The organism is Arthrobacter sp. MYb229, assembly GCF_002975405.1.
GTDB lineage: Bacteria > Actinomycetota > Actinomycetes > Actinomycetales > Micrococcaceae > Glutamicibacter.
This window is the reverse complement of record NZ_PCPS01000001.1, coordinates 1383498-1396785: the sequence shown is the minus strand read 5'-3', so window position 1 is coordinate 1396785 and position 13288 is coordinate 1383498. Positions and strand designations below refer to the sequence as shown.

Sequence of the window (13288 nt, the reverse complement as noted above, 5' to 3'; positions counted from 1 at the left end):
AAGTCACTTTAGTGAACAGCATTAAAGAAGTCGCCGTCATCGGTTTGGGATATATCGGCCTGCCAACCGCCGCGATCCTTGCATCTAAGGGAATCATCGTCAAGGGTGTGGATGTTACTCCTCGGACCGTTGAGGCAGTCAACAAGGGCGAAGTTCCATTTGTTGAACCAGCGCTGGGTGAATTCGTTTCAGCCGCAGTTGCCGCAGGAACCCTCAGCGCCAGCTTCGAGACTCCTGCAGCCGAAGCCTACATCGTTGCCGTGCCAACTCCGTTCAACGATGATTACACCGCAGATCTCTCGTACATCGAGTCTGCAGCAGAAGGTATCGCACCGAACCTTAAAGGTGGCGAATTGGTCATCCTCGAATCCACCTCGCCTCCAGGGGCAACTCAGCACCTGGCTGACTACCTCTTGGCCAAGCGCCCAGACCTGAACACGGACAGTCTGCTCGTGGCACACTGCCCGGAGCGGGTTTTGCCAGGCTACGTCATGGAAGAGCTTGTGACCAACGACCGTATTGTTGGCGGCATAACCCCGGAAGCTGCCGATAAGGCGAAGGCGCTCTACGAGGTTTTCTGCCAGGCTGCGATTTTGACTACCGATGCCAAAACCGCCGAGATGGCGAAGCTGGTTGAGAACTCGTTCCGCGACGTGAATATTGCCTTCGCCAACGAGCTTTCGGTGATCTCTGACAAAATCGGGATCGATGTCTGGGAACTCATTTCCTTGGCGAACCGTCACCCACGTGTAAACATCCTTCAGCCTGGTCCAGGCGTAGGCGGACACTGCATCGCGGTTGATCCATGGTTCATCGTTTCCGCTGCTCCGGAGGAGTCCAAGCTCATCCGGATGGCTCGTGAAACCAACGACTCCAAGCCAAGCTGGGTCATCGACAAGGTAGTTCAGGCCACCAAGTCGCCAGCGTTTAATGGCAAGGTTGCTGTATTGGGGCTTGCCTTCAAGGCGAACATTGATGACATGCGTGAATCGCCGTCCATTGAGATCGCTCGCAAGCTGGCTGTAGAGAATCCAACCATCGAGTTCTTGGCTGTCGAACCACACGTTGATGCACTGCCCAAGAAACTTGACGGCATTGCGAACCTCACCCTGACTCCGTTGGATGAGGCGCTGGAAGCCGCAGAAGTTGTGACCTTGTTGGTGGATCACGATCAGTTCAAATCGGTTCCCGCCACTGCGCTTGCAGGCAAGGATGTCATTGACACCCGCGGTCTCTGGCGCTAGATTCCCCTCTTCTGACAAGGTAGATGTCCTAATGAAAAAGATCATGCCGATCTATGGCACTCGTCCCGAGGCCATCAAGGTTGCACCGATCGTCAAGGCCTTGAAAGAGGCTAAAGATTTCGACTGTATAGTTGTTGTTACCGGGCAGCATCGCGAGATGCTGGATCAGGTCAACGAGCTGTTTGGCATCAAGCCAGACTATGACCTTGACGTGATTCAGCCGCGACAGACCCTCAACGGTTTGCTGACTAAGACCATTGCAGGTCTGGATGAAATCTTTGAAAAAGAAAAGCCGGATGCCGTAGTCGTCCAGGGAGACACCACCACCTCTACCGCAGGAGCTATCGCAGCTTTCTACAGAGGAATTCCAGTGGTACACGCCGAGGCTGGTCTGCGTAGTTACGACCTTTTCTCGCCATTCCCAGAGGAAGCCAATCGCAAGCTCACCAGCCAGATTGCCAGCCTTCACTTGGCGCCAACTTCGCTGAGCAAGCGTAACCTCGAGCGCGAGACCTTCAACAGCAAGGACATCGTTATCACTGGCAACAGTGTTATCGATGCACTGCTGACCGTGGTTGAAAAGAAGATCCCCTTCACGGATCCACAACTTGAAGAAATCGTGAACTCCGGCAAGCGAATTGTTTTGGTGACGACTCATCGTCGCGAGAACCAAGGCGAGCCGATGCGCGGGATTGGCCGAGCGATTGCGCGCCTGTCCGTAGCAGAGCCCGATATTCAGTTTATCCTTCCCTTGCATCGCAATCCTGCGGTACGTGAGGCTTTGCTTCCGGAAATCGATGGTATTCCAAACGTTACTTTGACGGAGCCGCTGGCTTATGGTGAATTCACTCGAATCATCGATGCCTCAACCGTGGTCCTGACCGACTCCGGTGGAGTGCAGGAAGAAGCGCCAAGCCTCGGTAAGCCAGTGTTGGTAATGCGCTTGAATACCGAGCGTCCGGAAGCCGTGACGGCTGGTACCGTTCGACTCATCGGAACCGACGAACAGCGGATCTTCGATTCGGTTTCGGAGTTGTTGAATGATTCTGCCGCTTATGAGGAAATGGCCAATGCGGTTAATCCTTACGGCGACGGGAAAGCTTCTGAACGCACTGTAGCTGCCATTGCGGAGCTGCTTGGCGTGGGGGAGCGAATTGAAGAATTTGATTCCCGTCTATCCGATGCGGATGACATGATGCGAGCAACAAGCATCTAGCATGTCATGCAGGAGGGACTAGAACAATTTGTTCTGGTCCCTCTTGCTTTTAAAATGAACGAATGCCTGGCGTTCCTCTTTTGGTGCAGGATTCTTTGCCCCGTACTGACTAGTATCAAAAGTATGATGAATCAAACTGCAATATTTGTTGATGCCGGGTTTTTATTGTCTTTAGGCGGGCATAGAGTGGCCGGAACCACTCTCCGTTCGGCCTTTACCACGCATTATGAGTCTTTAGTTCGTGGAATAGTCCAGACTGTCAAGAAGAACACGGGCCTGAATAACCTTCGGGTCTACTGGTATGACGCTTCCAAGGACGGTCTATTTACCGAGCAGCATAAGCGTATTGGCTTGATTCCAGGTGTAAAAGTTCGACTGGGTCGAATTTCCTATAATGGCGAGCAAAAGGGCGTCGATCTCCGGTTGGCCTTGGATTTGGTTGGCGTAGCGCGACATGGGTCTGCATCCGTTGCCTATCTTGTTTCCGGAGACGACGATCTGGCCGAAGCGGTAGAAGAAGCCCAAGACTTGGGCATGAAGGTCGTATTGCTTGGTTTGCAAAAGGACCAGAGCCGGTTGGGAGTAGCCTCGGTTGCCGAACACTTAGCTCTGACAGCTGATGCTATTGAAGTGATGCCCGATTCCATTATTGATAGTTCATTCACCCGAATCATTGACTGGGATAAAGATCATTGTGATAAAACCGCATTGGTGGCCGGTGCGCCAATCGCGAAGCCCTCGGCAATAGCAAAACCTGGAATCCCTACACCAGCCTTGCTGGCGCAAAAGGCACAAGTTCTACGCAGTGCTGAGCCAACGACTCAAGCAGAAGTCGTCTACTCCTCAGATAGCGAACGTTCTGGGTTCCATGGCCAAGCTGCCTACGAGCAGAAGGAACTGACGGCGGCTGAAGAAATTGGTGCCAAGGTAGCTCAGTCCTGGCTTGCCAGCACTACCCAATCAGAGGTTGTTGAACTGGTGGCAGACAAACCTCAACTGCCGCCAGAAATCGACCGGACCTTGCTTAAGGACTGTGCCCAGGTGCTCGGAGAGTGGAAAACGGATCAACAAACAATCCGCCGTACCCTTCGCGGTGCCTTTTGGGACTATCTGGATCAGATCATGTGACGCGATGATCGCTTCGAAGAATCCAGCTTCCAGCACTGACTAAGGTAAATTTGTATCGTGACTTCTCAGCAGAAACCCTTTTACATCACCACAGCAATCTCATACCCGAATGGCACCCCTCATATTGGGCATGCCTACGAGGTCGTCGCAACGGACGCCATGGCGCGTTTCAAGCGACTTGATGGGTATGACGTCTTCTTCCTGACCGGTACGGACGAGCATGGGCAGAAGATGATGCAGACTGCGGAGAAAGAGGGCATCACTCCAGCGCAGCTCGCGCAGCGCAACTCCGATGCGTTCCAGTCGATGAATGATGAATTGGGCACGAGCTACGACCGTTTCATCCGGACCACAGACGCGGACCACCATGCCGCGGCGCAGGAGCTGTGGCGCCGGATGGAAGCCAACGACGATATTTACCTGGATAAGTACGCCGGCTGGTACTCGGTCCGTGACGAAGCCTTCTACACCGAAGAACAGACCGAGGTTCGCGAAGACGGTATCCGGTACACGACCGAAACCGACACCGAGGTAACTTGGACCGAAGAAGAATCTTATTTCTTCCGGCTGTCCAAGTACCAGGACAAGCTGCTGGCTCACTACGAAGAGAACGCTGATTTCGGTGCCCCGCGATCACGGTTCAACGAAGTTGTTCGTTTTGTTGAAGGCGGGCTGACTGATCTTTCGATTTCGCGCACAACCTTCGACTGGGGAATCCCGGTTCCCGGCAACGAGAAGCACGTCATGTACGTTTGGGTCGATGCCCTGACGAACTACCTGACCGGTGCCGGCTTCCCGGACGTGGAATCGGCATCTTTCCAGAAGTACTGGCCCGCAGATGTGCACGTTATCGGCAAGGACATTTCCCGGTTCCACGCCATTTACTGGCCGGCCTTCCTCATGTCGGCAAAACTGCCGGTTCCCAAGCGTGTGATGATCCATGGCTTCTTGCACAACAACGGTGTGAAGATGTCCAAGTCCTTGGGCAATACCGTGTCACCAGATGATTTTGTGGCGCGGTATGGACTCGACCAGGTGCGCTATTTCTTCCTGCGTGAGGTGACCTTTGGCGCCGATGGCAGCTACAACCATGACACCATCGTTGCGCGCATTAATGGCGATCTCGCAAATAATTTTGGAAACCTCGCGCAGCGATCGCTTTCCATGGTGGCCAAGAACTGCGGGGGAGTTGTGCCGGCACCCGGGCAGCTGCTGGACGCCGATGAGCAGATTCTGGCTGCCGCCTCAAAGCTTTTGGAAATCAATCAAGAAGCATATGACCGCCAAGACTTCAGTCGTGCTTTGGAAGCCGTCTGGCATGTCTTGGGCGACACCAATGCGTACTTTGCCGAGCAGGAGCCATGGAAGCTGAAGAAAACCGATCCAGCACGCATGGAAACGGTTCTCTACGTGACTATCGAAATTGTTCGCAAGGTCGCAATGCTCCTGCAGCCGGTCCTGCCGCAGACTATGACCGGAATGCTTGACCTGCTGGCTGTTGGCCAGGGGACTGCACGCAACTTCGAGAACTTTGACACCGTCCTGGTGCCGGGAACCGAATTGCCGGCGCCGGCTCCGGTTTTCCCGCGCTACGAAGAAGAAAAATAAGCCTGAAAAATTAGAGCTCCAAGCATGGTTATAAAACCATGCTTGGAGCTCTATGTTTAATCGGTAAGTACTAGGCGCTGACCACACCGGTTTGGTAGGCGATCACCACGGCTTGGACCCGGTCACGGGCACCGAGCTTGGCAAGAATGTGACCGACATGAGTTTTTACCGTGGCTTCGGATAGAAACAGATCTCTCGCTATTTCTGGATTCGAACGCCCCAAGGCGATGTGTCCAAAGACTTCACGTTCACGAGGTGTCAAGGAACCTACGGCGGACATCAACGTATCGTCGGTTTGCGATGAGCGTTTTAGCAGCGGGGCCATATGGTCCAGAAGCCTTCTTGTCGTCGAAGGTGCGATCACGGCATCCCCGCGGTTTACCGTACGAACGGATTCCAGTAGCTCTTCGGGCGGGGCATCCTTGAGCAGGAAACCGCTCGCTCCAGCCTGAATGGCGCTGAAGGCATACTCGTCCATATCAAACGTGGTCAGCACTATGATGCGAGGCGCCTGCCTTGATTGATTCTTAGAAGTCAGTAGCCGTTCAGTCGTTTCGATTCCATCCAGTTCCGGCATGCGGACGTCCATCAATATGACATCTGCCGTGGCCAATGAGGGAGAAGCCAACGCCTCGCGTCCGTTGGAAGCTTCGGCGACTACATTCATGTCCGGCTGGGAATTGATGAGCATTCGGAAACCGCTACGAACCAGAAGCTGGTCATCGACCAAGGCGACTGTAATTGGCTCACTGGGGGTCATTCTTTTTAGTCCTCGGAGTAGGGGATGAACACAGAGACGGCAAATCCTCCGCCTGGATGCGGGGCAGCGGTACTGGTTCCATCGTATAGGGAGACTCGTTCGTGTAATCCGCGCAGACCTTGGCCGGTGCCTGCGACGCCCAGGCTTCCTGCACCCCGGCCGTCATCGATGACGCTCATTTCGACGCCTCGATTGGTCCAGCTCAGAGTCACATGCGTGGTTGATCTTGGGCCTGCGTGCTTCATGACATTAGTCAGTGCTTCCTGCACGCAGCGGTACGCGGTCAGCTCCGCTCCGGTTGGCAGCTGGCGACGCGGCGACCCTTTGACCTGAAAATAAACTTCTACGCCGGACTTCATAGCAGTTTCAACCAACTCTGGAATGTTTTCCAGTGTCGGCAACGGGCGGTGATCAACCTCTTCATCTGTGCGCAGTACGCCCAAAAGGCGTCGCATTTCACGTAGTGAAGAACGCCCCGCGTCAGAGACCGTCTTCAAGGTTTCAACCGCGATGTTTGGGTCCTTGACTGCCGCGTATCGTGCACCATCTGCCTGGGTGATAATCACTGAGAGCGAGTGGGCCACGATGTCATGCATTTCTCTGGCGATATGGTTGCGTTCATCCGAGGCAGCCAGCTCACGTTCAATCAGCCGTTCGTTTTCCAGGCGTTGTGCATGGGCTCGCAAGGCATTGAGGGTTTGCCGCCGGCTTCGCGCGAGATCACCAAAGGTCCAGGCCAGCATTACCACCAGCGATAAGCCCACAAAGGAGATGATCATGTCAAAGGATATGTTGGCCTGACCGTAGGCGCCCGGACCAAAGATATTAGAGGTTGCAAGAATCGCACCCAGCAACCCCACGCCTAGGGTAGCGAAAGATTGCCAGCGTTTTCCATAGACAGCCATGGTGTAAATCAGCAAGGGAACCGATAGCTGCGAGGGAAGGAAGATTCCCTGGAAGAACAACTGCATGAGGTGAGCGAAGGCTACGACAATCGTGACGGCCCATGGATAGCGGCGGCGAGCCATCAAGGGGGCCGACTGCAAAATGGTGATGGCCAATAAACTAAGAGCGAATCCCATGCCGCCCCCGGCACCCATGGCAAGCGCGAATCCTGTGCACATCAATGTGTAGAGTGCGCCGGTGAACAAATCGATTCGGCCAGGGTTCGAACGAATCCACCGGTCGATGCGCCGGTGTGGGTTATTAAAGATCAACTGTTCCCTCGTGCCTAAAGACTGCTATGTCTCGAGTCTAGTCAGGGTTCAGGGCTGAGTCCTCATGCCACGGTTTGATGTTCTCATGACTTACATTGAAAAGATTCTCAGTATTTGAGATGAGTTCTCAAATGGTGGATTTGCTTCGTTATGATGAAAACATGGGAAACGTCATTAATATTGCTGTCATTCCAGGCGACGGTATCGGCCCAGAAGTGGTTGCCGAAGCCGTGAAGGTCCTGAAGTTCGTGACCAACGGTGGAGGCCAACAAGTTGATCTCACCGAATACACGTTGGGTGCGGAACACTGGCTCAAGACGGGGGAGACTCTGACGGATGAAACGCTTGAAGCTATCAAACAGCATGATGCCATCCTGTTTGGCGCGGTCGGCGCTGCTCCTGGCGACACAAGAATCCCCTCGGGAATCATTGAGCGTGAACTCCTGCTGAAGCTGCGCTTCTCGTTGGATCATTTCGTGAACCTGCGCCCTGCCAAGCTCTACGCTGGAATCGAAAGCCCGCTGGCTAACCCGGGCGAGATTGATTTCGTGGTCGTCCGCGAAGGTACGGAAGGCCCGTATGTCGGAAATGGCGGCTCGGTGCGCACCGGCACCCCGCATGAAATCGCGACCGAAGTTTCGGTGAATACCGCCTACGGTGTTGAGCGTGTAGTTCGTGATGCCTTTACCCGTGCAGCCGCCCGGGAGCGCAAGCATGTGACCTTGGTCCACAAGCACAACGTGTTGGTTTATGCCGGACATTTGTGGCGGCGCACGGTAGAGATGGTGGCAGCGGAATTCCCCGAGGTGACCCACGACTACCTGCACGTTGATGCTGCGACCATCTTCTTGACTACCGATCCATCCCGATTCGACGTCATTGTGACCGATAACCTATTTGGTGACATCCTCACCGACCAGGCCGGCGCCATCACCGGTGGCATTGGACTGGCGGCCAGCGGCAACATCAACATGGACCGCACCTACCCGTCCATGTTCGAACCGGTCCACGGCTCTGCTCCCGACATTGCCGGCCAGCAGAAGGCTGATCCGACTGCCGCAATCCTGTCGGTGGCACTGATGCTGGATCACCTCGGAATGTCTGCGGAAGCGGCTACCGTTGAACAGGCTGTCGAAAAAGAGATCACTTCACGCCAAGAATTGACCGATCACCGCACTACAAGTGAAATTGGCGATGCAATCGTCTCGCTACTGGCATAAGCTAAAAGCGATGTAACTCGATTAGCCGCTAATCGAGGAACAAATCCACGGACGGGTGTTCCGCCAATGGCGTGGGGCACCCGTTATTCGTTAATTGAGCAAGGAAGTCCTGAGGCAGATGGAATTCAACGAAAATCTTTCATCGAATCGCAAGAGCGCAGAAGAGCGCGCCGCCGTTCTGGCCAACCCGGGGTTCGGAGACTTCTTCACCGACCACACCGTGGTCATTGACTGGACCGCAAGCTCCGAGCCTGGCTCGGGCCAGTGGCACGACGCGCGGGTTGAGCCGTACGGGCCCATCGCCATGGATCCTGCCGCTTCGGTATTGCACTATGGCCAGGAGATCTTTGAGGGACTGAAAGCCTACCGCCACGAAGACGGTTCGGTGTGGACCTTCCGCCCCCACGCAAACGCTGCACGCCTGAATAAGTCGGCAGCTCGGCTCGCCCTGCCGCAGCTTGATGATGAAGTCTTCGTTGAGTCCCTGCGCAAAATCGTTGCTACCGACATTGAGTGGGTTCCAACCGGTGACGGGGAAGCTCTGTACCTGCGTCCATTCATGATCGCTACGGAGGCGTTTCTGGGCGTCCGTGCGGCACGCGAAGTCTCCTACCGTGTGATTGCTTCACCGGCCGGAAACTACTTTGGCGGAGAGCTCAAGCCGGTGGGCATATGGGTATCGAAAAACTACGCACGCGCAGGCCGCGGTGGCACCGGATCGGCCAAATGCGGTGGCAACTATGCAGCGTCATTGGTGGCCCAGCTCGAAGCAGAAGAAAACGGCTGTAAGCAAGTACTCTTCCTTGACTCTTTCAATGATAATGCAGTGGAAGAGCTCGGCGGAATGAACGTGTTCTTCGTGACCAAGGACAAAAAGCTGGTCACTCCAGCGTTGACCGGCACCATCCTCGAAGGGGTCACTCGATCCTCGGTCATCCAGCTTGCCAAGGATCGCGGCATGGAAGTTGAAGAACGAAAGATCACTTTGGACGAGTGGCGGGACGGCATCGCTAATGGAGATATCACTGAGGTCTTTGCCTGCGGCACCGCTGCAGTCATCACTCCAATTGGCGTGCTGAAGAATGGTGACGAATTAATCGGTGATGAAAATGCGCCGGCAGGTGAAATCACTATGTCGATCCGTGAAGAGCTGCTCGGCATCCAGCGTGGAACCGTAGAGGACCGTCACGGTTGGCTGGAGCGCTTGGCCTAAAAGTGCAGTAAAAATTCGCTAGAATAGCCCATGTAAGTACCTTTTACATGGGTTATTCTAATTTTTGACGTTGGGGAAATTATAGATGCGCATACTTGTCACCGGCGGTGCTGGATATATAGGCTCCCACACGGTACTCCTGCTTTTGCAGGAAGGACACCAGGTATCAGTCATTGATAACTTTAGTAATTCGTCTCCAGAGTCTCTTCGCAGAGTGGTTGGTCTGGCTGGACGGACCCTGGATGCGTACCAAATCGATCTCTTAGACGCAGAAAGATTAACTCAAGCCATCGGCGAGATCAAGCCAGAGGCAGTCATACATTTTGCCGGCCTCAAAGCTGTCGGAGAGTCGGTAGCTCAACCACTTAAGTACTACGAGAACAACGTCGTTGGTACTCTGAACTTGCTTGAAGCTATGAATGCTGCTGAATGCCGGACCATAGTTTTTAGCTCTTCGGCCACCGTCTATGGTGATTCGACCGATTTACCGCTACGTGAAGATACTCGACGAAGCGCTACAAATCCATATGGTCGCACCAAGCTACATATCGAAGAAATGCTTGAAGAGCTGGCAGTGTCGGACTCGCGCTGGCGTATCGCGAATCTTCGTTACTTTAATCCGGTTGGTGCACACGAATCAGGTCTGATTGGGGAAGACCCGCAAGGGATTCCAAACAACTTGATGCCTTTTGTGGCTCAGGTAGCCATTGGAAAACGCGTCGAAGTGCAAGTCTTTGGTGGCGACTATTCAACAGCTGATGGTACGGGCGTGCGGGACTACATCCATGTCTTGGATCTCGCAAGTGGGCATCTGGCTGCACTCGACTATTTGTCTAATTCTCAAGGCGTGCATGTTTGGAATCTAGGAACTGGTGCTGGTTCCAGCGTGTTGGAGGTAATTGACGCGTTCGCTCGAATCTCCGGACGGCCGGTTCCCTATCGAATCACGGGTCGTCGTCCAGGCGACGTTGCAGAAAGTTATGCACATCCCGAAAAGGCTCGCCTAGATCTAGGTTGGAAAGCCGAACGTGGTTTGGAACAAATGGTCGCAGATATGTGGAATTGGCAGTCCAATAATCCCGACGGATTTCCGGAAGCTGACCATCAACTTATCAAAGCTGAATCTTTGCAAGATTTTATCTGTGGATCTAGTCGCACAGTCATTGAGTAGTAGGCAGCTGGACTTGTGCCATCGACCAATGGGGCGGATCCGGTCATTTACTTCCCGCTTCGGTCAATGCCTTGGCCTATCATGCGTCAGACCGGACGCTGTGAATGAGAAATTCGAACATTTCAACTTTCATTTTGCAGCGTGATGGTTTTGCTGAAATCTCCGGCTTCGATTGATCCCGTCATTTATCCGCTAGGTCAGCGTATATCATGAGCGCAAGGAGGTAGTTAGTGGCAGAAGACGAGGGGCGTTCGGCGAAACGAATCAGCCGACGAGTAGTTTTGACTCTCGGAGCGGTAACCGCAGGGGCAATTGTCTACAAGCAACTTCCGGACTCTGGACCTCGCGAATCGTCGGCATCTTCCAAACCGATCGTTCCGACGAAAACTCCACAGCCTGAATCAGTTCTCAGCAATCGTGATCCATCAGTTATCGCACTACTCAAACGAACTCGCAACACCACCGGCGCACTTCAAAATCATGAAGGAGCCTTCCCGGCCACGAAAATTAGGCGAGTGGAACCGCTGCCCGGTATTGAGAAGTCCGGGCTTCCCTGGTTGGCAGTGTCGATTGTCGGACCTGCCCACCAACTTCAAATAGTGGATCCGCGGCGAACTTCCCCCGTGCACGTTGTGGACGTTCCCAACAGCCATAGCGGTGGAATCCAATCCATGAAATGGCACAAAGCGAGCAAGACCCTTTATCTAGCAACTCGTAATTCGCTATTGGTTTGGAAGCCATCAAGCCCTTCGACGACGACCGTGGTTGGAGAGGTTCCCGGTGCCTCCACGATCTATGATCTGCAAATCGATTCCAAAGGTACTGTTTGGGGCGGAACTTATCCGCTAGGCGCTGCCTTTAACTACACTCCTAAGACGCGCAAGGTCCAAGTATTTGCGCGCGTTGCGACCGATACTGATTATGTCCGCCGTGTGGCTATTGGCGAGAACGACGTCGTGTGGCTAGGCACAGGGTCGCGTAATCCAAGATTATTTCGATTCTCAACGAGTACTCCCAATAAGACCGCCGAGGTTGCTCTGCCAGAGCCAAAGGCAACTGGCTTTATCTCATCGTTGAAAGCGATTGGAAATAGAATTGTCGTTTCGGTTGATAGCACATCGGGACAATTGTTGTTCAACCCGCAAGCAAATTCTTGGGTTGGAACGGTCGAACGGGTTTGGTCTGGTCGAAAAGCTTCGGCGGTGACTCCTAAGGCAAAGAATTTCTACAACGTGAGCAATGGTCAGCTCTTTGCCACGAATGTTTCCTCTTGGGAAGACCAACTGGTCGGCAACATTTCTGCCAGCGCCGCACTCAGTCTCTACGCCACCGAAAGCCAGGTCGTAGTCGTCTCATCGAATGCAACGGGCCTGCAGATTGAAGTGGTAAGACTTTCGAGCCAATCGGTGCAATTGGTGAATACCGTGGCCCTGGCAAAAGGAGAGTTCGTGGTGCAATCCCTGATGGCCCATTCGGACGGCAACGTGTATGTCGGAGGCTACATGGGCGCCGGTATAACCTCGATCAACCCTGATACGGGACAACGATGGACATCACCAGCGGACCAAAATGTGATTAACCAGATCGAAGGCATGATCGAATTCAATGCCGGTAAAACTCTCATTGGATCGTATGGATCGGCAGACGTCGTGCGCATCAACAGCGCAGCCAAAAATAAGGCCGAGGGATACCTGAGAATCGAACGGCTCGCAACGAATTACGAGCAATCCAGAATTTTCGCCTGGGCAAAGAACTCAAAAAACGTCTTCTTCGGAACAGTTCCAGAGTACGGCCGTTCAGGTGGTGCCCTTGGAATGATTGATCCTCATACCGATGAGATCATCTGGGTACTGGACGGCAAGGGGCGAGGATTTATTACCGAGCATTCGATCACCGGCCTAGTTGCTGACGAAGAACATGTTTATGGCACCACCTCGGTACGAAACGGATACGGCCTCCCAGACACAGAGGGGATCGCGCGGGTGTTTAAACTCCACATTGCCACAAAGGAAATCTCGTGGGACGTCGGGCCAAGGGCGAACTGCGGAGCACTGTACGCGCCAAAGCTCATGGCCGGATGGCTGCTCGTGGCCGATCTTGAAGGCGTGAACGTTTTGGATCCGGAGAGCGGAAGATTGCTCAGGAAGCATCGTTTGACCAATGCAAAGAACACGAGCTACCGGCCTGGATGGAAAAACGCGGACTTGGTTGTCCTAGAGCAGCAAGGCAAAGCGGTTCACAGCGCAGCGGGGACAACAACCGTCATAAACTTCCCGGCCGGGACTCGTGCAACCATTGGCAGCCCGCAGCTCACCCGTCAGTTTGGGAGTCGGCTTACCGCATCAAATGATGGCCGGGTCTTCGCGAACGCTGAGAAGACTTCAATTGCCGAGTTGGACTTGCAACCAATTGCTGCGAAGGCGAAATCAAAAAGTACACCATCAACAAAGCCGCCAGCGGCCACCAATTCCAAGGCTTCTTAGTAGGCAACAACCGGCCCTCTCATAAACT

The 13288-nt window shown here is 53.9% G+C and carries 10 protein-coding genes; 8 read left to right on the top strand and 2 right to left on the bottom strand.

What is annotated here, in order from left to right:
* The first annotated feature begins 11 nt into the window (after nucleotides 1–11).
* The 4 genes from wecC (at nucleotide 12) to metG (ending at nucleotide 5196) form a co-directional block, all read left to right on the top strand.
* Nucleotides 12–1244, top strand: a complete 1233-nt coding sequence (wecC, locus tag CQ019_RS06480; RefSeq protein WP_105569220.1) for a UDP-N-acetyl-D-mannosamine dehydrogenase — start codon at nucleotides 12–14, stop codon at nucleotides 1242–1244.
* Nucleotides 1245–1275: 31 nt separating this feature from the next.
* Nucleotides 1276–2460 (top strand): non-hydrolyzing UDP-N-acetylglucosamine 2-epimerase, encoded by a 1185-nt coding sequence (wecB, locus tag CQ019_RS06475; RefSeq protein ID WP_105569219.1) that lies wholly within the window; start codon nucleotides 1276–1278, stop codon nucleotides 2458–2460.
* Nucleotides 2461–2583: 123 nt separating this feature from the next.
* A complete protein-coding gene (locus tag CQ019_RS06470; RefSeq protein WP_105569292.1) occupies nucleotides 2584–3588 on the top strand; it encodes an NYN domain-containing protein in 1005 nt (334 codons plus the stop codon).
* A 57-nt stretch (nucleotides 3589–3645) separates the two neighbouring features.
* The gene (metG, locus tag CQ019_RS06465; protein WP_181148281.1) at nucleotides 3646–5196 is read left to right on the top strand and encodes a methionine--tRNA ligase; all 1551 of its coding nucleotides are present in this window, start codon (nucleotides 3646–3648) and stop codon (nucleotides 5194–5196) included.
* A gap of 70 nt (nucleotides 5197–5266) precedes the next feature.
* Here the strand turns inward: metG and CQ019_RS06460 are convergent, their stop codons facing one another.
* Nucleotides 5267–5956 (bottom strand): response regulator transcription factor, encoded by a 690-nt coding sequence (locus tag CQ019_RS06460; RefSeq protein WP_105569217.1) that lies wholly within the window; start codon nucleotides 5954–5956, stop codon nucleotides 5267–5269.
* Between the two features lie 5 nt (nucleotides 5957–5961).
* Nucleotides 5962–7080, bottom strand: a complete 1119-nt coding sequence (locus tag CQ019_RS06455) for a sensor histidine kinase (protein ID WP_258137258.1) — start codon at nucleotides 7078–7080, stop codon at nucleotides 5962–5964.
* Nucleotides 7081–7334: 254 nt separating this feature from the next.
* Between CQ019_RS06455 and CQ019_RS06450 the strand changes: the two genes are divergently transcribed.
* The 4 genes from CQ019_RS06450 to CQ019_RS18240 all read left to right on the top strand — a co-directional run bounded on the left by CQ019_RS06450 (nucleotide 7335) and on the right by CQ019_RS18240 (nucleotide 13260).
* The gene (locus tag CQ019_RS06450) at nucleotides 7335–8393 is read left to right on the top strand and encodes a 3-isopropylmalate dehydrogenase (RefSeq protein WP_105569291.1); all 1059 of its coding nucleotides are present in this window, start codon (nucleotides 7335–7337) and stop codon (nucleotides 8391–8393) included.
* A 118-nt stretch (nucleotides 8394–8511) separates the two neighbouring features.
* On the top strand, nucleotides 8512–9606 hold the full coding sequence (locus CQ019_RS06445; protein WP_105569215.1) for a branched-chain amino acid aminotransferase: 1095 nt from the start codon (nucleotides 8512–8514) through the stop codon (nucleotides 9604–9606).
* Nucleotides 9607–9691: 85 nt separating this feature from the next.
* Nucleotides 9692–10777 (top strand): UDP-glucose 4-epimerase GalE, encoded by a 1086-nt coding sequence (galE, locus tag CQ019_RS06440; RefSeq protein WP_105569214.1) that lies wholly within the window; start codon nucleotides 9692–9694, stop codon nucleotides 10775–10777.
* Nucleotides 10778–11007: 230 nt separating this feature from the next.
* Entirely contained in the window at nucleotides 11008–13260 is a 2253-nt protein-coding gene (locus CQ019_RS18240) for a hypothetical protein (protein WP_146113338.1), read from the top strand.
* Nucleotides 13261–13288: the final 28 nt, after the last annotated feature.

Excerpts from the sequence above, each read along its gene's own strand:
- wecB (WP_105569219.1), top strand. The coding sequence starts at position 1,276 with ATGAAAAAGATCATGCCGATCTATGGCACTCGTCCCGAGGCCATCAAG.
- CQ019_RS06470 (WP_105569292.1), top strand. The coding sequence starts at position 2,584 with ATGATGAATCAAACTGCAATATTTGTTGATGCCGGGTTTTTATTGTCT.
- CQ019_RS06460 (WP_105569217.1), bottom strand. The coding sequence starts at position 5,956 with ATGACCCCCAGTGAGCCAATTACAGTCGCCTTGGTCGATGACCAGCTT.
- CQ019_RS06455 (WP_258137258.1), bottom strand. The coding sequence starts at position 7,080 with ATGTGCACAGGATTCGCGCTTGCCATGGGTGCCGGGGGCGGCATGGGA.
- CQ019_RS06450 (WP_105569291.1), top strand. The coding sequence starts at position 7,335 with ATGGGAAACGTCATTAATATTGCTGTCATTCCAGGCGACGGTATCGGC.
- CQ019_RS06445 (WP_105569215.1), top strand. The coding sequence starts at position 8,512 with ATGGAATTCAACGAAAATCTTTCATCGAATCGCAAGAGCGCAGAAGAG.
- galE (WP_105569214.1), top strand. The coding sequence starts at position 9,692 with ATGCGCATACTTGTCACCGGCGGTGCTGGATATATAGGCTCCCACACG.